Source organism: Kitasatospora sp. NPDC032150 (genome assembly GCF_055579945.1).
The window spans coordinates 115,714-136,147 of record NZ_JBVIMH010000017.1; the positions used below are offsets into that span (position 1 = coordinate 115,714).

General features: G+C 72.1%; 21 protein-coding genes. 12 read left to right on the forward strand and 9 right to left on the reverse strand.

Features of this window, described 5'->3' with window-relative positions; translation table 11 throughout:
- Positions 1 to 30 precede the first annotated feature (30 nt).
- The 7 genes from ACZ5ON_RS21175 to ACZ5ON_RS21205 form a co-directional block, all read right to left on the reverse strand.
- The gene (locus tag ACZ5ON_RS21175) at positions 31 to 921 is read right to left on the reverse strand and encodes a peptidoglycan-binding domain-containing protein (protein ID WP_465594692.1); all 891 of its coding nucleotides are present in this window, start codon (positions 919 to 921) and stop codon (positions 31 to 33) included.
- 344 nt (positions 922 to 1,265) lie between these two features.
- The gene (locus ACZ5ON_RS21180) at positions 1,266 to 1,694 is read right to left on the reverse strand and encodes a hypothetical protein (protein ID WP_465594695.1); all 429 of its coding nucleotides are present in this window, start codon (positions 1,692 to 1,694) and stop codon (positions 1,266 to 1,268) included.
- A 601-nt stretch (positions 1,695 to 2,295) separates the two neighbouring features.
- On the reverse strand, positions 2,296 to 2,568 hold the full coding sequence (locus tag ACZ5ON_RS21185) for a hypothetical protein (RefSeq protein WP_465594697.1): 273 nt from the start codon (positions 2,566 to 2,568) through the stop codon (positions 2,296 to 2,298).
- Between the two features lie 114 nt (positions 2,569 to 2,682).
- On the reverse strand, positions 2,683 to 3,054 hold the full coding sequence (locus tag ACZ5ON_RS21190; RefSeq protein ID WP_465594700.1) for a hypothetical protein: 372 nt from the start codon (positions 3,052 to 3,054) through the stop codon (positions 2,683 to 2,685).
- Positions 3,055 to 3,082: 28 nt separating this feature from the next.
- Positions 3,083 to 3,760 (reverse strand): uracil-DNA glycosylase, encoded by a 678-nt coding sequence (locus tag ACZ5ON_RS21195; protein WP_465594703.1) that lies wholly within the window; start codon positions 3,758 to 3,760, stop codon positions 3,083 to 3,085.
- 167 nt (positions 3,761 to 3,927) lie between these two features.
- The gene (locus ACZ5ON_RS21200; protein WP_465594705.1) at positions 3,928 to 5,019 is read right to left on the reverse strand and encodes an amidohydrolase family protein; all 1,092 of its coding nucleotides are present in this window, start codon (positions 5,017 to 5,019) and stop codon (positions 3,928 to 3,930) included.
- A 91-nt stretch (positions 5,020 to 5,110) separates the two neighbouring features.
- Positions 5,111 to 6,055 (reverse strand): esterase/lipase family protein, encoded by a 945-nt coding sequence (locus ACZ5ON_RS21205; RefSeq protein ID WP_465594707.1) that lies wholly within the window; start codon positions 6,053 to 6,055, stop codon positions 5,111 to 5,113.
- A 587-nt stretch (positions 6,056 to 6,642) separates the two neighbouring features.
- Between ACZ5ON_RS21205 and ACZ5ON_RS21210 the strand changes: the two genes are divergently transcribed.
- From ACZ5ON_RS21210 to ACZ5ON_RS21220, 3 genes are all read left to right on the forward strand, one after another.
- Positions 6,643 to 7,611: an FG-GAP repeat domain-containing protein gene (locus ACZ5ON_RS21210; protein ID WP_465594710.1), complete on the forward strand. Its 969-nt coding sequence runs from the start codon at positions 6,643 to 6,645 to the stop codon at positions 7,609 to 7,611.
- Between the two features lie 227 nt (positions 7,612 to 7,838).
- A complete protein-coding gene (locus tag ACZ5ON_RS21215) occupies positions 7,839 to 8,984 on the forward strand; it encodes a pyridoxal-phosphate-dependent aminotransferase family protein (RefSeq protein ID WP_465594713.1) in 1,146 nt (381 codons plus the stop codon).
- Between the two features lie 469 nt (positions 8,985 to 9,453).
- Complete coding sequence (locus ACZ5ON_RS21220; RefSeq protein ID WP_465594716.1) at positions 9,454 to 10,839, forward strand: DHA2 family efflux MFS transporter permease subunit; 1,386 nt, start codon at positions 9,454 to 9,456, stop codon at positions 10,837 to 10,839.
- Between the two features lie 48 nt (positions 10,840 to 10,887).
- On the opposite strand, the gene ACZ5ON_RS21225 is transcribed toward ACZ5ON_RS21220, so the two are convergent.
- The gene (locus ACZ5ON_RS21225) at positions 10,888 to 11,808 is read right to left on the reverse strand and encodes a LysR family transcriptional regulator (protein WP_465594719.1); all 921 of its coding nucleotides are present in this window, start codon (positions 11,806 to 11,808) and stop codon (positions 10,888 to 10,890) included.
- 142 nt (positions 11,809 to 11,950) lie between these two features.
- On the opposite strand from ACZ5ON_RS21225, the gene ACZ5ON_RS21230 reads away from it, so the two are divergent.
- A complete protein-coding gene (locus ACZ5ON_RS21230) occupies positions 11,951 to 12,373 on the forward strand; it encodes a nuclear transport factor 2 family protein (protein WP_465594722.1) in 423 nt (140 codons plus the stop codon).
- A gap of 5 nt (positions 12,374 to 12,378) precedes the next feature.
- The gene (locus ACZ5ON_RS21235) at positions 12,379 to 13,305 is read left to right on the forward strand and encodes a zinc-binding dehydrogenase (protein ID WP_465594725.1); all 927 of its coding nucleotides are present in this window, start codon (positions 12,379 to 12,381) and stop codon (positions 13,303 to 13,305) included.
- A 235-nt stretch (positions 13,306 to 13,540) separates the two neighbouring features.
- Here ACZ5ON_RS21235 and ACZ5ON_RS21240 read toward each other — a convergent pair whose 3' ends face one another.
- Positions 13,541 to 14,326, reverse strand: coding sequence for a GntR family transcriptional regulator (locus ACZ5ON_RS21240; RefSeq protein ID WP_465594728.1), 786 nt, complete (start codon positions 14,324 to 14,326; stop codon positions 13,541 to 13,543).
- 333 nt (positions 14,327 to 14,659) lie between these two features.
- Between ACZ5ON_RS21240 and ACZ5ON_RS21245 the strand changes: the two genes are divergently transcribed.
- The 7 genes from ACZ5ON_RS21245 (at position 14,660) to ACZ5ON_RS21275 (ending at position 20,384) form a co-directional block, all read left to right on the forward strand.
- Positions 14,660 to 15,829: an ABC transporter substrate-binding protein gene (locus tag ACZ5ON_RS21245; protein ID WP_465594731.1), complete on the forward strand. Its 1,170-nt coding sequence runs from the start codon at positions 14,660 to 14,662 to the stop codon at positions 15,827 to 15,829.
- A 9-nt stretch (positions 15,830 to 15,838) separates the two neighbouring features.
- Entirely contained in the window at positions 15,839 to 16,804 is a 966-nt protein-coding gene (locus ACZ5ON_RS21250) for an ABC transporter permease (protein ID WP_465594734.1), read from the forward strand.
- An 11-nt stretch (positions 16,805 to 16,815) separates the two neighbouring features.
- Positions 16,816 to 17,628, forward strand: a complete 813-nt coding sequence (locus ACZ5ON_RS21255; RefSeq protein ID WP_465594737.1) for an ABC transporter permease — start codon at positions 16,816 to 16,818, stop codon at positions 17,626 to 17,628.
- A gap of 30 nt (positions 17,629 to 17,658) precedes the next feature.
- Positions 17,659 to 18,750 carry an ABC transporter ATP-binding protein gene (locus tag ACZ5ON_RS21260; RefSeq protein ID WP_465594740.1) on the forward strand — a complete coding sequence of 364 codons (1,092 nt, stop codon included), beginning with the start codon at positions 17,659 to 17,661 and terminating at the stop codon, positions 18,748 to 18,750.
- 44 nt (positions 18,751 to 18,794) lie between these two features.
- Positions 18,795 to 19,472, forward strand: coding sequence for an HAD family hydrolase (locus ACZ5ON_RS21265; protein ID WP_465594743.1), 678 nt, complete (start codon positions 18,795 to 18,797; stop codon positions 19,470 to 19,472).
- Positions 19,472 to 19,795 carry a DMT family transporter gene (locus ACZ5ON_RS21270; protein WP_465594821.1) on the forward strand — a complete coding sequence of 108 codons (324 nt, stop codon included), beginning with the start codon at positions 19,472 to 19,474 and terminating at the stop codon, positions 19,793 to 19,795. Before ACZ5ON_RS21265 ends, ACZ5ON_RS21270 begins: the two co-directional genes overlap by 1 nt.
- 223 nt (positions 19,796 to 20,018) lie before the next feature.
- Entirely contained in the window at positions 20,019 to 20,384 is a 366-nt protein-coding gene (locus ACZ5ON_RS21275) for a peptidase inhibitor family I36 protein (protein WP_465594746.1), read from the forward strand.
- Positions 20,385 to 20,434: the final 50 nt, after the last annotated feature.

Below are 20,434 nucleotides of genomic sequence, written 5' to 3' on the forward strand. Positions count from 1 at the left end.
CTGGTCGTGTTCGGGTGGTACCGCGCGCGGTCAGTGGGTGCGCTGGTACTCCTCCCAGGTCTGGATGGGGATGCGGGGGCCGTCGTCGTCGGCCTGGTTGGCCAGGCCGTTGAGGCCGAGGTAGTAGTCACCGGTCTGGTGCTGGGCCTGGGTGGACAGATCGGTGTCGTTGATCGCTGCGGCGTGGATGTGCCACGGCCAGTCGCCCTGGCTGGGGTTGCGGACCCAGGCGGCGAATCCGACCTGGCGCAGTGCCTTGGCGACGTCGGTGCGGGTGCTGCTGGACATGCCGTCGACGTCGATGTCCACGACGCCACCGCCGTCGTGGGTGCCGGCGGAAGTGGGATCGCCGCCGGGGTTGTAGGAGCCCTGGGACAGGGTGAGGTGGAAGCCCAGGAGGCGCTCGGCTTCGGTGAGCATGTTCTGGGTGCGGGTGTCGATGGTGTATCCGTCGCGTTGCAGCTTCGCGCCGGGCCCGATCTTGTGGGTGACGGTGAACCGGCCCTGCCCGAGTGCGCTGAGGGAGGAGGCGCCGGGCAGTCCGTTGGCAGCCAGGCCGGTGTAGCCGAGGGAGCGCTGGAAGGCGGCGTAGGCGGTGATGGTGGTGGTGCCGAAGTAGCCGTCCACCCAACGGGCGTCGAGGAGGCCACGGGCCTGCAGAGCCTGCTCGACGGCCAGGACCGAGTCATGGGCCCCCGGGGTCAGCGTGTTGTCGGGGCGTCGGGGATCGATCTGGGCAGCCAGAACAGTGGCTTCCATGTCCACCACGGGCAGCGCGGCAGCGGTGGCCGCCGATGCCTCGGCATGGGGCGGTGGGGTTGCCGCGTGGGCCTGTGCGGCGCTCAGCACCAGGCCGCTCAGGACGGCGACGGCCGCGAGCAGTCGGGTTGCGGTGTTCCGGGTCTTGATGACGGATGCCATGCGGTGGTTCCTTCTGGTTTGGTGGAGGATCGGCCCCGACCCCGTCCCGGTGCCGGGCAGCAGGCGGGTGAGGGTTCCGATGAAGGGCTCCCGACCGGGGCAGCGCTCGGCCGCACCGCTGGTCGGTGCGGCCGTCGCTGACGTGGTTGCTGCGGAGAAGGGCGGCGACGGGGCAGATGCACTTGCCGCTGCCCCGGCGCCGCCGGGCGACCGGTACGAGTTCTGGTGACGGCTCGGGGGTCAGTACTGCTCGATGGACATGACCGGCTTCGGGGAATCCGCCGAACAGTCGGCAACAGCCGTTCCGGGACCCGGCGCCACGGCGGTCGCCGTGGGCCGAACGATCAGCAGCGTTCGTCGGTCTTGGCGACGACCTCGTTGGGGTAGGGGAAGGGGCCGGTCCCGTTCCAGCCCATGGCCTTGGTGCACTCCGACAGGGTGTCGGCGCCGGAGGACCACAGCTCCACCATGTTGGAGTTGCACTGGAGGTCCCGGATGGTGGTGCCGGTGAGGATGGACGCGCACGCATCCCAGCTGCTGTGGGAGTTGCGGTAGCCCTCCCACACGTACAGGTAGGAGTAGTTCTTCCCGCAGCCCTTGTACTGCTTCACCGACGCCATCGTCTGCCCGTCGACGTTGAGGTAGGCGGTGCTACCGATCTGCGTGACACTGGAACAACCAGACGGAGTGGAGGCGTTGGCGGTCCCGGGAACAGCGACGAGCGCCGGCACGGCAAGGGCGGCGACGGCCGCGATCTTGGTGAATATGCGCATGACGAACAACCTTCTTTCAGGAAACGGGAATGGAGGAGATGCCCCCGGCGTCGCCAGGGCATTGGAGTGAGCTTCTTCCGCGGACAGACCGCACCGCCGAGTCCCCGGCACCGGGTTGACGGCGCGCTCCGGTTCGAGACAGGTCACGTGACGCCGCCTCACCCCGCCGGCGCCCCCGGCCAGGGACCTCGGAGCGCGCGGACACCGGCGGACGAGGCCGAGGAACCCGCAACGACCGCTACGCCGGCCAGCAGGGCTGTCGCGGTCGGGTGCGTTTCTTTCCGAGTGGACGTCATGTGCTCAGCCGACCCGAGGTGTTCGGACGGAGGCGGGCAGGTGGTTCTCGATCTCCCGGCGCGACTGCACTCTAAGGCGCCGGGAGGCAGTCAGTCCCGCAGAGATTGGTGATGGGCGGCCAACTCCGGACAGCGGCCGACGCGAACACGCGGGCAGCTGGGCCCGCTACCGGCCTTCCCGGACATCGTCCGGTTGTCCGGCGACGTCCGGTTGTCCGGCCCTCCCGGACAACCGGACGAACGGGCACACCCTGGGCAGAGTGGGAGAGTGGCGCGGCCGCACCCGGCCACGCCGTGCGGCACCGTTACTTGGCGGGGTAGCCGCAGGCGGTCCGCGCGGCCAGGCTCCGCTCGCCCTCGCCCAGCGTCACCGGTTGCGGCTGCGTGGGGGCGGCGGGTGGCAGTGCCAGCGCGTCCACCACATCGGTCGGACCGTCACCGCCCAGACAGGCGACTGCGACCAGCCGGATCGGACTTTGATCGACCGTCGGACTCGCGAGTCGCCAGGGCACCGTGAAGCCGCCAGGGCCGACATCGGTCAGGCCGAGCTGGTGCCAGCGCGGTACAGGCAATCTCATCACCTACCGTTTCCCCCGGAATGCAAAGGCGCGACTGCCCGTCCTCGGCGGGGAGGGCGGGCAGTCGCGCCGTGCGGAGTCGGTCTCACCGGTGCGGTCGGCACCAGCGACGGTTCAGTCGGCCATGGCCTGGGTCGCGGCCTTCGTCAGAGTTTCCAGGTCGGCCTTGACCTTGGCCATGGCCTCGGCGTGATCGGCGATCGGCCGCCGCTGGTAGGCCACGTCGACCGCGTACCAGACGCCCACCACGTTGGACTTGTGCCGGCAGGCCGCGTCGGCGGTCGCGGCCCGTAGCTCGGAGGGCGTGGCCGTGGGGGTCTTGCGCCATTGCTGGTCGCCCAGCGCCGCCAGCGGATCCGGGTAGTTGAAGCCGGCGTCCTTCATGCACTGCGACCACTGGGCGAAGACCGCCTGGGTCCGCTCGTCGTGCCGGGAGTTCTTGAGCGTCTCGAACTTGACGTCGGTGGCCACTTGCGCGTCGCCCACCTGGCCGTCCATCGGTGCGGATGTGCCGTCAGGGGAGTCGCCAGTCCACGGGTTGGCTGCCCTGCTCGACCAGCATCTCGTTCGCCCGGCTGAACGGGCGGGAGCCGAAGAAACCGCGGTCCGCCGACATCGGGCTCGGGTGCGCCGACTCCACCGCGGGCACCGACCCCAGCAGGGGGCGCAGGTTACGGGCGTCACGCCCCCAGAGGATCGCCACCAGCGGGCCGCCGCGCGCCACCAGCGCCCGGATCGCCTGCTCGGTGACCTCCTCCCAGCCCTTGCCCCGGTGCGCGGCCGGCTTGCCCGGAGCGGTGGTCAGGGCCCGGTTGAGCAGCAGGACGCCCTGCTGCGTCCACGGGGTGAGGTCGCCGTTGGAGGGCGGCGGGAAGCCCAGGTCCCGGCCGTACTCCTGGTAGATGTTGATCAGGCTGCCCGGGATCGGCCGGACCTCCGGCGCCACCGAGAAGCTCAGCCCGACGGCGTGCCCGGGCGTCGGGTAAGGGTCCTGGCCGACGATCAGCACCCGTACCGAGTCGAAGGGTTGCTGGAACGCCCGCAGCACGTTCGGCCCGGCCGGCAGGTAGGTGCGGCCTGCGGCCAGTTCGCCGCGCAGGAAGTCGCCCATGGCGGCGACCCGCCCGGCCACCGGTTCCAGGGCCTTGGCCCAGCCGGGTTCGACGATCTCGTTCAGTGGACGCGGTGCCATGGCGCCACCCTATCGGCCCAACGGACACCGTCCACCCGGGACGGCCCTCGTCGCCGGGATCGCCCGGGATCCCCCCTCTTTCCCCCGGGCGGCGGGGCGGCGTCGGCCGGCACCCCGGCGACCGGAAGCACCGGCCGGCACCCCGGCGGAAGAAGCGGACGGCGGAGTCAGCCGATCGCGCGGCCCCGCAGGACCACCAGCTGCGGGTCGGCCAGCACCCGGACGTCCGCCCGCGGGTCCTCCGGGTACACCACGAGGTCGGCCGGAGCGCCCTCGGTGAGGCCGTCCCGGCCCAGCCACTCGCGGGCTCCCCAGCTCGCCGCCGACAACGCGGCCGCGGCCGGCAGCCCGGCCTTGACCAGCTCCGCGACCTCGTCCGCGACCAACCCGTGCGCCAGTGAGCCTCCGGCGTCCGTCCCGACGTAGATCGGGATCCCCGCGTCGTACGCCGCGCCGACCGTGTCGTAGCGGCGCTCGTGCAGCCGCCGCATGTGGGCGGCCCAGGCCGGGAACTTCGCCTCGCCGCCGTCCGCGAGCTTGGGGAAGGTCGCGATGTTCACCAGCGTCGGGACGATCGCCACCTGCCGCTCTGCGAAGACCGGGATCAGCTCCTCGGTCAGTCCGGTGGCGTGCTCGATGCAGTCGATCCCGGCCGCGACCAGGTCGGGCAGCGACTCGGCGGCGAAGCAGTGCGCGGTGACCCGGGCGCCTTCGGCGTGCGCGGCGGCGATCGCCTCGCGGAGCGTGTCGCCGGGCCAGCAGGCGGCCAGGTCACCGCGCTCGCGGTCGATCCAGTCGCCGACCAGCTTCACCCAGCCGTCGCCGCGCCGGGCCTCGGCCACCACGTAGGCGGCCAGGTCGCCGGGCTCGATCTCGTGCGCGTAGTTGCGGATGTAGCGGCGGGTACGGGCGATGTGGCGGCCGGCCCGGATGATCCGGGGCAGGTCCTCGCGGTCGTCTATCCAGCGGGTGTCGGCGGCGGAGCCGGCGTCGCGGATCAGCAGCGTGCCCGCGTCGCGGTCGGTCACCGCCTGCTTCTCGCTGGTGGCCTCGTCCACCGCGCCGTGCGCGTCCAGGCCGACGTGGCAGTGCGCGTCCACCAGGCCCGGCATGACCCAGCCGGTGACCGTACGGACGTCACTCGCCCGCGCCGGGCGGTCGAAGGTCACCCGGCCGTCCACGACCCAGAGTTCGTCCCGGACGTCCTCGGGCCCGACCAGCACCCGTCCCCTGATGTGCAGCACCGCGCCATCGCTCATGCGCGCACTCTACCCACGGGCCCACCGCCGGCGGGAGGGCCGCCCGGGAGGTCCCGGCCGGGAGGTCCCGGCCGGCCCCCGGCCGCACCGGTCAGCCGGTGAGATTGGCCCAGCAGTCGGCCTCCGCCACGTGCGCGGGGTCGAGGGCGTGCCGGACCTCGTGCAGGACCAGCGGGTCGACGGCCATCAGCACATGGCCCGGGATGTTGGTCGGGCACAGGTCCTGGACCGTGACGTCGTGCACGCCGGGGCCGCTCAGGAACTGCGTCCGGTACGGCGTGACCACCTCGTCGTACCGGGTCGCGATCACCCAGTACGTCACCCCGGGCACGGTGTCGCCGCCCGCGTTCAGCCGGCCCAGCAGGTCCGAGCCGACGGCCTGGTCCGTGCAGGCCGGGCAGGCCGTGCCGACCAGGTCGAGCGCGCCGGGGAAGGCCTTCGCCAGGGTGACCAGGCCGTCCAGGGTGGTGCCGTGGTTGCTCGGGGCCAGCCCGACCAGGGTGTGCACCTTGGCCGCGCCGCCGTCGAACTTCAGGTAGTAGCGCGGCATCATCCCGCCCTGGCTGTGGCCGACGATGTCGACCTGCCCGGCGCCGGTCGCCGCGAGCACGCCGTCGACGAAGACCGACAGCTGCTGCGCGGAGTCCGCCACGGGTGCGACCGCACGCAGCAACGGGACACCGGGCATCGCGCCGTAGGTGAGCGCGAAGACGCAAGTGCCGTCCCCGGCCAACGCGGGCGCGATGGTGTCCCAGTTCACCGAACCGTTGGCGAAGGTGCCGTGCACCAGCACCACCGGCCTCGGGTGGGCCGGACTCGGCTTGCACGACCAGTCGTTGGCACCCGGCACGCCCGGCGCGGCCAGCGCCTGGGCGGCGGTCACCGGGTCGGTGTGCGGCACCGGGGTGTCCGCGGACGTGGCCGCCCCGGCCGGGCCGGCGCCGGCCAGTGCTGCGGTCAGCAGGGCGCAGCCGGCCGCCAGCGAGGCGAGCCGGCGGTGTCTGGGCAGGGTGGGGTGCGTGGGGGTTGCGGGCATGGCTTCCTCCGGGTGGGGGGGTGGAGGCACTGGGCCCGGTCCGGCCGGCCTCGACACGGGGACCGGACCCGACTCCGGTGCGAGTTGGGGGCTCGCACCGTGAACTAGCCTGACTGACCGGCAAGTTACTGCCGTGTCAACGCCTTGCCCAGACACCTCGCACGAAGTGGCGCCCGGCCGGACCGGCGGTGCCGCCCCGAGACGAGACCCAGGACACGACCGGCACCCGGCTGGGCGGGATTCGGGCACCCGTCACCGCGACACGAATTCCGGAACGCGACTTCACCGGAGTTTCTTCATGACGTTCCGTCATGGCGCGTACTGCCGGTGTCACCTCACGCGCGGACAAGACAAGTGGTGCTGTCGACAAATCATGATTCGGAAACATCCCGAAAGAAGGAATTCGTCCGATTAGCGACGCCTGAAGGAGCGTTCTGCCGCCACGGCAAGCTCCCTCTTTTTTTTCCACTTGCAGCACAACCAATCCCCCCGGTTGACTGTCGTAAAGGGCGTCTGTGGAAAGATTCCGCGACAGCGGATCAGCTCGTCCCGAGCACCGCCCTCTTTACGTAATAGGGGAGAGTTACGTGACCGTACTCACCGGCCGACTGGGAAAGCGCGTCCTCAGCGGACTCGCTACCGCCGTACTCGCCGCCGCCATGGCGGGCACGGCAGGCGGGACGGCCTCGGCCGCCACCGCCTCGCCCTTCCAGGCCGCGAGCCTGAAGGCGGCCAAGGCTCACGAGAAGAACGTCGAGTCCCGCTCGGCACAGCTCGCCGCCCCGCGGGGCGTGACGGCCGGCCAGGCGTCGCCGATCTTCAACCTGATCGGCATCGACTCCCAGGGCAGCGTCTACAGCTACTGGCCTGATGGCAAGGGCAACTTCAACGACCGCTACCAGGAGTTCGACGGCTCCCAGAACGACGTCTTCAAGCACCTGAAGACGGTCGCGGACGTCGACAACAACAAGGACCGCTTCTGGGACGGGACTTACTACCTGTGGGACGACGGCAGCCTTGTCTTCGCCGGCAAGGACAAGGAGTCGATCAGGATCGGCGGCGGCTGGGACATCTACGACACCGTCCTGTCCCCCGGTGACCTCGGCGGCGAGAGCCAGTCCGACATCATCGCCCGCGACCGCAACGGTGACCTGTGGGAGTACTTCGCCTACGCCGACGGGACGCTGACCGACCGCCACAAGATCGGCGGCGGCTGGGACATCTACGACCAGATCACCGGTGTGGGCGACCTCACCGGCGACGGCAAGCCGGACATCGTCGCGCGCGACAAGTCGGGCGTGCTGTGGCTCTACAAGGGCAACGGCAACTGGGGCGACCCGTTCGACTCGCGGGTGCGGATCGGCGGCGGCTGGGACAAGTACGACAAGCTGGTCTCCACCGGTGACATGGACGGCGACGGCATCGCCGACCTGCTCGCCCGTGACCGGAACGGCAACCTGTACTTCTACAAGGGCAACGGCGGCCAGACCGACCCGTTCAACGACGCGGTCAAGGTCGGCGGCGGCTGGAACACCTACCGCCTGCTGGCCGACTAGTCGTATCCGTGACCGGTCGGTTTCCACGACCGGTCACATGCCGCGGTGATGCCATGGGCTGATCCCACCGGTCCGCCCCATGACGGGACGAGGCCCGGTCACCCGGTCCCCTGCCAAGCCGGAATCGGCAGGGGACCGGCCCGGGCCTCGTCCCGTTGCGCTGCGGGTCGCCACAACGGGGTCGACCGCCGGCCGGGCGGGACCGGCGGGTAGGGGCAGTGCGGGCGATGCGGCAGACTGGGCCGGGCCCCGCCCCGTGTACCCGTCCGAAAGGCCAGACTGTGAGCCCCTTCCTCGACCTCCCGCCGCTGAGTGCCGCGCAGTTCGCAGCGATCGAGGACAAGGTCGCCGCACTGCTGCACACCACGGCGGACGTGATCATCACCCAGGGCGAGGCGCTGCTCCCGCTGGAGGCGGCGATCCGCGGTGCCGCGCACCCGGGCAGCACCGCGCTGAACATCGTCACCGGCCCGTACGGCCAGACCTTCGGCAACTGGCTGCGCGGCTGCGGCGCCGAGGTCGTGGACCTGGTGGTGCCGTTCGACGGTGCGGCCGGCGCCGAGCAGGTCGCCCGGGCGCTCGCCGCCGAACCCGGGATCGACTTCGTCTCGCTGGTCCACGCCGAGGCCGCCACCGGCAACACCAACCCGGTCGCCGAGATCGCCGCCGTGGTGCGGGAGCACGGCGCGCTGCTGATGCTGGACGCCGTCGCCTCGGTCGCCGCCGAGCCGCTGCTCACCGACGAGTGGGGCGTGGACCTGTGTGTGATCGGCGGCCAGAAGGCGATGGGCGGCCCGGCCGGGGTCTCCGCCGTCTCGGTCAGCGACCGCGCCTGGGAGCGGATCGCCGCCAACCCGGCCGCGCCGCGTCGCTCCTACCTCTCGCTGCTTGACTGGAAGGAGCGCTGGACGGACGCCGGACGCACCGTACTCCCGCACGCCCCGGCCCAGTTGGAGATGCTCGCGCTGGATGCCTGCCTGGACCGGATCGCGGCCGACACCCTGGACGCGACCATCACCCGGCACCGCGCCGCAGCGGCCGCGACCCGCGCGGGCGTCCGCGCGCTGGGCGCCCTCACCCCGTACGTCCACCGCGACGAGCACGCCGCGCCGGTCGCCACCACCCTGCGCACCCCGTCCGGTCTGCACGCCGCCGAGCTCGCCGGTCGGCTGGACCCGGCCCTGCCGGTCCAGGCCGGCGGCGGTCCACTCGCCGCCGAGATGCTCCGGGTCAACCACTACGGCACCGCCGCCGCGCTGGACACCGTCCAGTCCGTCCTCGCCGCGCTCGCCGCCGTCCTTCCCGGCACCGACGCCGACCGGGCCGCCGAGGCCGCGTCCGCGGCGTGGAGTGCGGCCGTCGCCACCGCCTGAGCCGGGCGGGGCCCCGGCGGCGCGGCCGACAGTGCGGCTGGCAGTGCGTCACGCTCCGCCGCCGACTGTGCCGCTGACCATCGGTTCCACCACCCGCTCGACCATCCGCTCGACCATCCGTTCACCGGACCGGTGCGGCCGCTCGGGACGGTGCCGATCGCCGTACCGGCTCGGGTTCACCCGTCAGGCGGAGCGGAGCCCCGACGTCCCCGACGTCCCCGACGTCCCCGACGCCACTCGGACCCGCCACCGACCGGCACCGCACCCCGCCACCGACCGGGGGCCACCGACCGGGACGCCACCGACCGCCGCCCCGTCCGGCCGTCCTTCGACGAGCAGGGTGAAGCGGCGGACGGTAGCGTGGCCGAGGGCACCGCAGTGGGCATGCTGGACCAACTGACCCGGCAGGGCCGGGCGTTGCGGCAGGCCCGACCGATCCAGCCCTACGGAGACCGAGCGGGGAAGCGCCATGACCACCAGTGCCACCCCGCGCACCCGCCTCGGCCCTCCGGCGGCCGGCACTGCCGGGCTGCGGGCCACCGCCCTGGTCGTCGTGCTGGGCTCGTTCATGAGCGTGCTGGACACCACGGCCGTCAACACGGCGATGCGCGTGCTCGGCCGAAGCTTCGGCGCGCCGCTCACCACCATCCAGTGGGTGGCCACCGGCTACACCCTGGCCCTGGCCACCGTCATCCCGGTCACCGCCTGGGCGGTCGGCCGGATCGGCGCCAAACGGCTGTACCTGACCGCCCTCGTGCTGTTCGGCGCCGGCTCGGCACTCGCCGGGCTGGCCTGGAGCACCGAGAGCCTGGTCGCCTTCCGGGTGGTCCAGGGCCTGGGCGGCGGAATGCTGACACCCGTGGGGATGACCCTGGTGCTCCGGGCCTCCGGGCCCGAGCGGACCGGACGGGCGATGGCCGTACTCGGCCTACCCGTGCTCCTCGGGCCGCTGGCGGGGCCGATCCTGGGCGGTGCGCTGCTGGACGCCGCCTCCTGGCGGTGGATCTTCTTCATCAACCCGCCCGTGGCCGCCATAGCGATCGTGCTGGCGGCCCGGATCCTGCCGCACGAGGTCCCGAGACCGGGCCGCCGGCTGGACGTGTTCGGCCTGCTGCTGCTCTCCCCCGGGCTTTCCATGCTGATCTACGGGCTCATCCACGGCAGGGATCCGGCCTTCATGCTGACCGGTGGCGTCATGGTGCTCGGCTTCATCGCCCGCGCCCTGACCTGCGACCACCCGCTGCTCGACCTCCGGCTGCTGGCCCGGCGGCCGTTCGCCGCCGCGGCCGGGTCCGAGGTGCTCTTCGTCTGCGCCTACTTCGGTTCGCTGATCCTGCTCCCGCTGTACTACCAGGGGCTGCGGGGCCAGAGCGCCGCCCACTCCGGGCTGCTGGGCATCCCGCAGGCCCTGGCCACCGGGGTGACCATGCAGTTCGCCGGACGGCTGATCGACCGCCACCCGCCGGGCCGGATCGTGCTCACCGGCGTGCTGGTCGCCACCACGGGCTTCCTCGCCTTCACCGTGCAGGTCACCGATGACGTCCCCTTCTGGCACCTGCAGACCGCCCTCGCGGTGCTGGGCGTCGGCGTGGGACTGACCATGATGCCCACCATCGCGGCCGCCACCCGCAGCGTCGCCGCCGAGGAGGTGCCGCTGGCCACCACGGCGGTCACCATCCTGCAGCAGGTCGCCGCCTCCACCGGGACCGCGCTGATGTCCGTGCTGCTCACCCACGCCCAGCGGACCGCCCCGCACCCGGCCGACGCCTTCCGCCACACCTACGGCTGGGCGGTCGCCCTGATGGGGCTGGCCCTGCTCCCGGCCCTGCTGCTGCCCCGCCGGCAGCCCGAGTAGGCGCCTGGGGCAAAGACCGCGCCGGCGCCTGCGTACGCCCGCCCCGGATCAGGGTGCGGCCGTGTCCGGGGAGCGGAGCCAGCCGTTGGCGCGGGCCGTGTCGGAGGCGACCCGGAGCAGCCGGGTGACGGCCGCACGGGTGGGGCGGCCCCGGGTGAGCAGGTGGATCTCGATGGTCGCGACGGGTGCGAGCGGGCGCCACAGCAGGCCGGCCGGGAGGCTCTGCGCGGCGGAGCACCCGACGATCGCGACGGCCTCGCCGCGTGCCACGGTGGTGTGGGCCGCGTCGAAGGAGAGCTGGCGCAGCAGCAGCCCGGGTACCCGCCCCGGCTCCCCGAAGAGGGCGAGGATCGCGTCGTAGTGGCCGGGGTTGGCCTCCCGGGGGTGGACCAGCAGGGTCTCACCGGACAGTGCGGCGATGTCGACCCGCTCGGCGGACGCGAGCGGGTGCCCCTCCGCCATCAGGACGCCCTGCCGCTCCAGCCGCAGCAGGGTGCGGACCAGTTCGGGTGTGGGCGGCGGGCAACGCACCAGGCCCGCGTCGAGCGTGCCGTCGGCGACGCCCGCCACGATCTCGGCCGTCGGCAGCAGCCTGGTGGTCAGGGCGATGCCGGGGTGCCGCTCGGCCAGCGCACCGAGCAGCGCGGGCGCGGTCTCGTACCCGGTGCTGGTGCTGTACCCGACGGACAGCGTGCCCTGCTCGCCTCCGGCGAAGCCCTTCAGGTCGCGCCACAGCCGGTCGGACTCCTCGCAGAGGGCGGCACCACGCTCCATCAGCAGCCGTCCGGCCTCGGTGGGTTCGACGGAGTGGGTGCTGCGCTCCAGCAGGCGTACTCCCAACTCCTCCTCGAATTGGCGGACCTGACGGCTCAGCGCCGGCTGGGCGATGTGCAGCCGCTCGGCCGCCCTGGTGAAGTTCCGCTCCTCGGCGACGGCCAGGAAGTAGCGCAGGCGGCGGAGTTCGAGCATGTCCGGCAGTCTACGACCCAGTCTGAACTGCCGCGATGCCGTTTCGTTCTGATCCGATCGGAAACCGGTCTTTCCCTCAGGTAGCGCGCTCTTCCTAGGGTTCAGCTACCGGAAAGCGAACACCAGAAGGGCCGGAACCACCATGACCACCGCAGAGCTCACCGCCGTCAGCAAGGCCGTCGTCCTCGAGTACATGGACACCCTGCTCACCGGGGACTTCGACGCGTTGCGCCGCTTCTTCGCACCGGACGCGACCTGGAAGCTCGCGGGCGACCTGCCGCTGTCGCGGACCTGGACCGGACCGGACGAGATCCTCGGCGAGTTCATCCCCGCGATGGTCTCCCGGCTGCTGCCGGACTCGCTGTCGATGGAGTTCGAGGGCGTGATCGCCGAGGGCGAGCGGGTGCTGGCCGAGTGGACCAGCCGGGGCCTGGCCAAGGCGGGCGGCCGGTACGAGCAGCACTGCCTGGCCGTCTTCACCATCCGCGACGGGCGGATCGCCTCGGTCCGCGAGTACTTCGGGGACACCTTGCACGCCAAGACCGTCGTCTTCGCCGGGGAGTGACGGCCATGAAGGCGATGCTGCCCGGGAGCGGTGCGCCGGTGGTGCTCGGCGAGGCTCCCGAACCGGAGCCCGCGGCCGACGAGTTGGTGCTCGCCGTCGAGGCGTACTCGGTCAACCGGGGCGAGACCCTCCAGCTGGCGGGGGTGCTGCCCCGGCCCCGGCCGGGCTGGCGGCCGGGCAAGGACGTGGCCGGCCTGGTGCTGCGGGCCGCCGCCGACGGCAGCGGCCCGGCGGCCGGGATCCGGGTGGTGGCCCATCCGCCCGGGTACGGATGGGCCGAGCGGGTTGCCGTCCCGACCCGGAACGTGGCCGAACTGCCGGACAGCGTCGACTCGGTGACCGCCGCCGCGCTGCCGCTCGCCGGGATCACCGCGCTGCGGCTGCTCCGCGCCGCCGGACCGGTGGCCGGCCGGCGGGTGCTGCTCACCGGGGCGAGCGGCGGTGTCGGGCACTACGTCACCGAGCTGGCGGCCGCCTCCGGGGCGGCGGTCACGGCGGTCTGCGCGAACCGGGAGCGCGGCACCCGGCTGCCGGAGCTCGGCGCGGTCGAGGTGGTGACCTCCTTGGAGGAGGCCGAGGGGCCGTTCGACGTGGTGCTGGAGTCGGTCGGCGGACCGTCGCTGTCGGCGGCGCTGGCCCGGACCGCACCCGGTGGCCTGCTGGTCTGGTTCGGCCAGGCCGGCGGCACGCCGGCGACCCTGGACTTCTTCGAGTTCTTCAGGGGCCCGGCCCAGGCCAGGATCGCGCACTTCGACTACACCGTCTCCGACCTGGTATACGGCGACGATCTCGCCACCCTGGTGCGGCTGGTGGCCGGCGGCCGGCTGCACCCGGAGATCGGCACGGTCCGCGACTGGTCCAGGACCGCCGACGTCATCGCCGATCTGCGCGGCCGCCGCATTCGCGGCAACGCGGTGCTGACCGTGGGCTGACGCCCACGGGTCCGCCGCTGTTCGCGTCGCGGCCATCCGTCCGTCGACTGCCTCTCATCCGGGCTCGGCAAGGTCGCGCTCGCGGGCGCCGAGGACGCGGTGGCGGTCCGCCGCTGGGACGACCGGGCCAAGGAAGCGGACGCCCCGACCCCGCCGTTCGCCCACTTCCGGCCGGTGCTCGAGCGCCTGATGGCCTGACGGGAGGGCGGACGGGGGCGTGCGCCCGGTGGAGCGTTCAGTCGCCCTCGCGGGCGTGGCGGGAGAGCGCCGAGGCGGCAAGGGAGTTGTGGACGCTGAAGGCCACCGTGCCGGGGAGGTAGCGGTCCTGGGACCACTCGACGGGGGTGCCGGTGGGGTCGGTGGTGCGGCGGCGCTCCCTGAGCAGCGGGCTGCCCCGGCGGCAGCCGAGCAGCCGGGCGTCGTCCGCGTTGGCGGCGACCACGTCGATGGTGTGGTCGGCGTCGGTGAACAGGATGCCGTGCTCGCGCAGGAACTCGGTGTGCGAGACCACGTCGGGCGGCAGCTGGGCGACCAGCTCGCCCACCCGGGGCGGATACACGATGCGTTCCACCATCACGGGGTTGCCGGAGAGGGTGCGCAGCCGGAGCGCGACGTACACGTCGCTACCGGGCGCGAGCCGCAGCTGTTCGCGCTCGGCCGCGTCGGCCGGCCGCCGGATGAGCGACTCCAGCCGTCCACCGGGCTCCTCGCCCATCGAGCGGGCCCAGTGGGTGAAGCTGAGCAGCTCGGAGAAGCTCTGGACCCGGGCACCGCCGAGCACCACCCGGCGGGTGCCGCGCCGCGAGGTGACCAGTCCGTCGGCCCGCAGCAGGGCGAGCGCCTGCCGGATGGTGCCGCGGGAGACGCCGTACTGCTCGGCGAGCGCGCCCTCGGCGGGCAGGCGCCCGGACTCGCCGTAGGAGCCAGAGGTGATGGCCTCGCGCAGGTCGGAGGCCACCTGGCGGTAGAGCGCGCCGGACGTCCGGTCGACGGTCGTGGTGTGCTCGGAGTCCTGTGCCACGTGTGTCCCCTGTGTCACGTCTGCCTCCCGGGCCACATGTGCCTGTGCCGCGTGTGTCAATGTCCCTCCTGGGGCAGGGCCCGCGCACGGTTGCAGCGCGGACGCCACCGACTGTAGCCGCTGTTGATCTCTGCGCGGCGGCGCTGATTCCACCGTTCCCGCAGCCGCCCCCTGAGCTGGGCCGTCCGTTCACCTTCCCGTCACCGGACTCCGGCGTACTTACCGACGTCGGCGATGAGTTGCCTAGCCAACTTGACCAGAAGTTGTCCGATGCCTCCCCCAATGAGCGTTCCCCCCAGCTTGCCGCTCCCTCCCTGTCAGGAGAACTTTCCCGTGACGTTGCACCGTGCCCGTGCCGCCGCCTTCGCGGCTGTGCTGACCGCCGCCGCGCTCTCCCTCACCGCCTGTGGGTCGGCCGGCTCGACCTCCTCCGCCGACGCCCCGGCCAAGGCGGGTGGCAAGGCCGCCAAGGACGCCACCTCCGCCGCCGACTTCGGTGGGATGGACGCGCTGGTCGCCGCCGCCAAGAAGGAGGGCAAGCTGCACGTCATCACGCTGCCCAAGGACTGGGCGAACTACGGCAAGCTGATGGACGGCTTCAAGGCCAAGTACGGGATCGACATCGAGGACGAGAACCCGGACGGTTCCAGCCAGGACGAGATCAACGCGATCACCTCCCGCAAGGGCCAGGACCGCGCCCCCGACGTGGTGGACCTCGGCACCGCCTTCGCGCAGAGCGCCGGCGCCCAGGGCCTGCTCGCCCCCTACAAGGTCACCGACTTCGACAAGATCCCGGCGAGCATGAAGGACGCGAGCGGCCTGTCGTACAACGACTACGGCGGCTACGTCTCGATCGGCTGCGACGCCAAGAAGGTCTCGGCCTGCCCGCAGACCTTCGCCGACCTGCTGAAGCCCGACTACAAGGGCATGGTCGCGCTGAACGGCAACCCGACCAAGGCCGCCGCCGCGCTCAGCGCCGTCTGGGCCGCCTCGCTGGCCAACGGCGGTTCGCTGGACAACATCCAGCCGGGCATCGACTTCTTCGGCAAGCTGAAGCAGGCCGGCAACTTCAACCCGGTCGAGGTGACCCCGGCGACGATCGAGAAGGGCGAGACCCCGATCAGCGTCGACTGGTCCTACCTGAACACCGGCTACACCGACAAGTTCAAGGACAAGGACATCGACTGGAAGGTCGCCATCCCCGCAGACGGCTCCTACGCCCAGTACTACAACCAGGCCATCAACAAGTGGGCCCCGCACCCGGCCGCCGCTCGCCTGTGGGAGGAGTACCTCTACAGCGCCGAGGGCCAGAACGGCTTCCTGGGCGGCTACGCCACCCCGGCCCTGTTCGACGCCATGAAGAGCGCCGGCACCCTGGACGCCGCGGCCGCCGCCAAGCTGCCGCCGGTCGCCAAGCCCTTCACCACCTTCCCGACCCAGGCCCAGACGGACGCGGCGAAGAAGACCGTGACCGAGAACTGGGCGAACGCGATCGCGGGCTGATCCTCAACCATGACTACGGCTCCCACCCCGGTGCCGACCCCTGCCGCCGCCGATCTCGGCGGCGGCGCGGGGACGTCCCGCACCGCCACCCCCGAGGCACGGACCTCCCGTGCCACCCCGCGGCGCAAGCGCGGCGGCAGCCGCGCCTGGCTGGCCGCGCTCCCGCTGCTGCTGTTCTTCCTGATCGGCTTCGGCCTGCCGACGGTGGCGATCGCGATCGGCGCGTTCACCACCTCGACCGACTCGCCCGGCGGCGGCGGCACCTTCACCACCGCGAACCTCACCGACTCGCTCCAGGGCGCGTACTGGACGGCGCTGTTCGGCAGCGTCAAGCTCTCGCTGCTGACCGCGCTGATCGGTACCGTGGTCGGTCTGCCGCTGGCCCAGGCGGTGGTCACCTCCCGGTTCCGGCTGTTCCGCGAGGCGGTGCTCTCCGGCTCCGGCGTGCTGGCCAACTTCGGCGGTGTGCCGCTCGCCTTCATGTTCGTCGCCACCCTCGGCAACTCCGGTGAGGTGACCAAGAAGCTCGGCCTCACCAAGCACGGCTGGAGCCTCTACACCTTCTCCGGCCTCTCGGTGGTCTACCTGTACTTCCTGGTACCGCTGATGATCCTCACGATCACCCCGGCCCTGGAGGGGCTGCGGGTGCAGTGGCGCGAGGCCGCGTACAACAACGGCGCCACCGTGCTCCAGTACTGGCGCCACGTCGCGCTGCCGGTGCTGCTGCCCTCGTTGCTCGGCGGGTTCGTGCTGTTGTTCGGCGCCTCCTTCGCCGCGTACGCCACCGCCGAGGCCATGGTCGGCAGTTCGGTGCCGCTGATCTCGATGCAGATCGGCGACGCGCTCTCCGGCAACGTGCTGGTCGGCCAGGGCAACCTGGCGCTCGCACTCGGCCTCGACATGATCGTGGTCGCCTGCCTGGTGATGGCGATCTACCTGCCCCTTCAGCGCCGGAGTGCCAAGTGGCTAGCCTGAGTTTTCAATCGTTGCGGGCCAAGCTCCGCCCCGGTCGCGGACTGGTCCTGCTGATCTGCGGCATCTACTTCGCCGTGCCGATGGCCGCCTCCGTCTACTTCAGCGTCGACGACACCAAGGGCGGCATCACCTTCCGCGCCTACACCGAGCTGCTGAACGCGCCCGGCTTCACGGACAGCCTCACCCTGAGCCTGGAGCTCGCCGCCGTCACCGTCGTGATCCTGCTGCTCCTGCTGGTGCCCGCGCTGCTCGCGGCCAGGCTCGGCGCGCCCGGGCTGCGCACGGTGATCGAGGTGATCTGCTCGCTCCCGTTGGTGGTCCCGGTGGTGGCGCTCACCACCGGCATCGTCGGCGTGCTGCGGTGGGGCCCGGACTACCTGTCCGACACCCCGTTCTTCCAGACCATCGTGGCCATCCAGGACCCGAAGTTCCCGATCGTCCTGGTGATCGCGTACGTGCTGATGGCCCTGCCCTTCGCGTACCGGGCGCTGGACGCCGGACTGCGCGGCGTGGACGTGGTCACCCTGGTCGAGGCCGCCCGCAACTGCGGTGCCGGCTGGATGCGCGCGGTGTTCACCGTGGTCCTGCCGAACCTGCGCAGCGCGCTGCTGAACGCCGCCGTGCTCGCCGTCGCCCTGGTGCTCGGCGAGTTCACCACCGCCTCGATCCTCGGCTTCGCCCCCTTCTCGGTGTGGATCAACTCCAACGGCAAGAGCGACGGCCAGATGTCGGTCGCGGTCTCGATGCTGAGCCTGCTGATCGTCTGGGTCGTGCTGCTGCTGATGTCCGCCGTCGGCCGCGGCCGCAAGACCGCGCGTTCCTGATCCACCCCACGCAACTCAGGAGTCCCCCGCATGACCACGGCTACCGCCCTCTCCTCCGGTGCGCCGCTCGCGACCGGCGGCGCGACCGTCGAATTCCGCTCCCTGCGCCGGGAGTTCGGCGCCACCACCGCGCTGGACGGCCTCGACCTGACCGTCGAGCCCGGCGAACTGCTCGCCCTGCTCGGCCCGTCCGGCTGCGGCAAGACCACCGCGCTGCGGATCCTGGCTGGTTTCGAGACCCACGACGGTGGTGAGGTCCTGGTCGACGGCGAGGACATCACCAGGATCCCCGCGCACAGGCGCGACGCGGGCATGGTGTTCCAGTCCTACAGCCTCTTCCCGCACCTGACCGCGCTCGACAACGTCGCCTTCGGGATGCGGATGCGCGGTGTCGCCAAGGCCGAACGCCGCGGGCGCGCCCAGGAGTTGCTGGAGCTGGTCGGCCTGCCGCAGCGTGCCGGGCACTACCCGCACCAGATGTCCGGCGGCCAGCAGCAGCGCGTCGCGCTCGCCCGCGCGCTCGCCCTCAAGCCGCGCGTACTGCTCCTCGACGAGCCGCTGTCCGCGCTGGACGCCAAGGTGCGGCTCAGCCTGCGCGAGGAGATCCGCCGCCTGCAGCAGGAGCTGGGGATCACCACCCTGTTCGTCACCCACGACCAGGAGGAGGCGCTGTCGATGGCCGACCGCGTCGCCGTGCTGCGCGCGGGCCGCCTGGAGCAGTGCTCCACCCCGTCCGAGCTCTACGCCCGTCCGGCCACCGCCTTCGTGGCCGAGTTCGTCGGAACCATGAGCCGCATCCCGTGCGAGCGCTCCGGCGACGGCGTCGAGGTGCTCGGCCGCCGGCACGAGGTGGACGGCACCGTCCCCGCCGACGGCGCGCTGGACGTACTGGTCCGGCCGGAGAACGTCGGCCTCACCCCCGCCGCGGACGGCCGGGCCCTGGTGGTGTCCGCGTCCTTCCTCGGCAGCGTCACCCGGCTCACCGTACGGCTCTCGGACGGCACCGAGGTCAAGGCCGACCTGCCGACCGAGGAGGCCGCCGGCCTGCCGATCGGCAGCACCGCGGAGATCACGCTGCCGCAGCGCCCGGTCCTGGTCGACCGGCGGCTTGCCACCGCCTGAGATCTCATCGAACGTTGCTTCTCATGAACACCGAAGGTACCGCCATGCCTGACTCCCCTTCCTGCCCCGGCCCGGCCGCCGTCCTGTTCGACATGGACGGCACCCTGGTCGACACCGAGCACCTCTGGTGGCAGGCCACCGCCGAACTCGCCGCCGAGCTGGAGCTCACCCTCACCGACGAGGACATACCCGAGGTGCTCGGCCGCCCGGTCGAGCACACCGCCGCACACCTGCACCGCACCAGCGGGACCGACCGCGCCGAGGCCGAGCTCGCGGCACAGCTCGACGAGCTGTTCACCAGCAAGGTCGCCGCCGAGATCGTCCCGCGGCCGGGCGCACTGGCCCTGCTGACCGAGCTGCGGGACGCGGCCGTGCCCACCGCACTGGTCTCCGCCTCGCCGCGCCGGGTGGTCGACCTGGTGCTCTCCTCGCTCGGCCGCGAGTGGTTCACCATCACCCTGGCCGCCGAGGACACCGAGCGCACCAAGCCCGACCCGGCCCCCTACCTCGCCGCCGCCGACCGGCTCGGCCTGGACCCGGCCGCCTGCGTGGCCGTCGAGGACACCCCGACCGGTGTCGCCTCCGCCCACGCGGCGGGCTGCAACGTGCTGGCCGTACCTTCCACCGTGCCGATCGCGGCCGCCGAGCGGATCACCCTGCTGGAGAGCTTGGAGCAGGCCGACCTGGCACTGCTGGGTCGGCTCGCCATCCGGCCCGCGTGATGCCGTCCTACCTGCTGCTGGCCCTCGCCATCACCAGCGAGGTCTGCGCCACCAGTTGCCTCAAGCTCACCGAGGGCTTCACCAAGCTCTGGCCCAGCATCGGTGTGGGCATCGGCTACGCGCTCTCCTTCCTGCTGCTGGGCCGGGCGCTGAAGCACATCCCGGTCTCGGTCGCGTACGCGGTCTGGTCCGGCGCCGGCACCGCGGCCGTCGCCGCCATCGGCGTCGTCGCCTTCGGCGAACAGCTGGGCCGCGCCCAGTGGTTGGGCATCGCGCTGATCATCATCGGCGTGGTGGTGCTCAACCTCCGCGGCAGCCACTGAGCACCACCTGACGGTCACGGCCAGAGGGGTTGACGGGACAACAGGTTCCCGTCAGCCCCTCTGTGCTCTCCGGCCTCATCGGGCGCACGGATCGCGTCAAAAAGCTCCGTACAGGGAGCATTCGCGGGGTAGCGTTGGGTTGCCACCCGGACACCACGAGTGCGCATTCCCGACGAACGGAGTTCACATGCACCACCGCGCCGCCCGCCTTGCTGTCGTGGCCATGTCAGCAATCGGCCTCACCCTCACCACCGCTCCGGCCGGCCACGCCGACACCCCGGCGGACGGCGCCGCGCAGTGCCGAAAGGGCTACTTCTGCCTTTTCGAAGGGCCGCACCAGACCGGCCGGGTGCTCCTCGCCGAGGACGCGCACGTGACCAGGAACGGCTTCGACCTCCGCGAGCTGGACGACATAGCTCCGGCCATCCACCCGCACTCGGTCCGCAACCCCGTTCCCGACGGCTTCGGCTGCATCGTCCGGCTCAACGACAAGGCGCACTTCGCGGGCGAGGAGCAGGAGGTCTCCGGCTACGGCGACCACGAGCTGGACGGCCGCCGGGTGGGCTCGCTCACCCCGGACTGCGGCTGAGCCGCCGGGCCGGGCCCTGGTCGCCGGCCCAACTCCGGTACCGGCGCAGT

Bases quoted from the DNA above. Each gene is read 5' to 3' on its own strand.
- ACZ5ON_RS21220 (WP_465594716.1), top strand. From the start codon at position 9,454: ATGACCACCAGTGCCACCCCGCGCACCCGCCTCGGCCCTCCGGCGGCC.
- ACZ5ON_RS21260 (WP_465594740.1), top strand. From the start codon at position 17,659: ATGACCACGGCTACCGCCCTCTCCTCCGGTGCGCCGCTCGCGACCGGC.
- ACZ5ON_RS21205 (WP_465594707.1), bottom strand. From the start codon at position 6,055: ATGCCCGCAACCCCCACGCACCCCACCCTGCCCAGACACCGCCGGCTC.
- ACZ5ON_RS21215 (WP_465594713.1), top strand. From the start codon at position 7,839: ATGCGGCAGACTGGGCCGGGCCCCGCCCCGTGTACCCGTCCGAAAGGC.
- ACZ5ON_RS21195 (WP_465594703.1), bottom strand. From the start codon at position 3,760: ATGGCACCGCGTCCACTGAACGAGATCGTCGAACCCGGCTGGGCCAAG.
- ACZ5ON_RS21230 (WP_465594722.1), top strand. From the start codon at position 11,951: ATGACCACCGCAGAGCTCACCGCCGTCAGCAAGGCCGTCGTCCTCGAG.
- ACZ5ON_RS21250 (WP_465594734.1), top strand. From the start codon at position 15,839: ATGACTACGGCTCCCACCCCGGTGCCGACCCCTGCCGCCGCCGATCTC.
- ACZ5ON_RS21265 (WP_465594743.1), top strand. From the start codon at position 18,795: ATGCCTGACTCCCCTTCCTGCCCCGGCCCGGCCGCCGTCCTGTTCGAC.
- ACZ5ON_RS21175 (WP_465594692.1), bottom strand. From the start codon at position 921: ATGGCATCCGTCATCAAGACCCGGAACACCGCAACCCGACTGCTCGCG.
- ACZ5ON_RS21275 (WP_465594746.1), top strand. From the start codon at position 20,019: ATGTCAGCAATCGGCCTCACCCTCACCACCGCTCCGGCCGGCCACGCC.
- ACZ5ON_RS21235 (WP_465594725.1), top strand. From the start codon at position 12,379: ATGAAGGCGATGCTGCCCGGGAGCGGTGCGCCGGTGGTGCTCGGCGAG.
- ACZ5ON_RS21185 (WP_465594697.1), bottom strand. From the start codon at position 2,568: ATGAGATTGCCTGTACCGCGCTGGCACCAGCTCGGCCTGACCGATGTC.
- ACZ5ON_RS21225 (WP_465594719.1), bottom strand. From the start codon at position 11,808: ATGCTCGAACTCCGCCGCCTGCGCTACTTCCTGGCCGTCGCCGAGGAG.
- ACZ5ON_RS21270 (WP_465594821.1), top strand. From the start codon at position 19,472: ATGCCGTCCTACCTGCTGCTGGCCCTCGCCATCACCAGCGAGGTCTGC.
- ACZ5ON_RS21200 (WP_465594705.1), bottom strand. From the start codon at position 5,019: ATGAGCGATGGCGCGGTGCTGCACATCAGGGGACGGGTGCTGGTCGGG.
- ACZ5ON_RS21180 (WP_465594695.1), bottom strand. From the start codon at position 1,694: ATGCGCATATTCACCAAGATCGCGGCCGTCGCCGCCCTTGCCGTGCCG.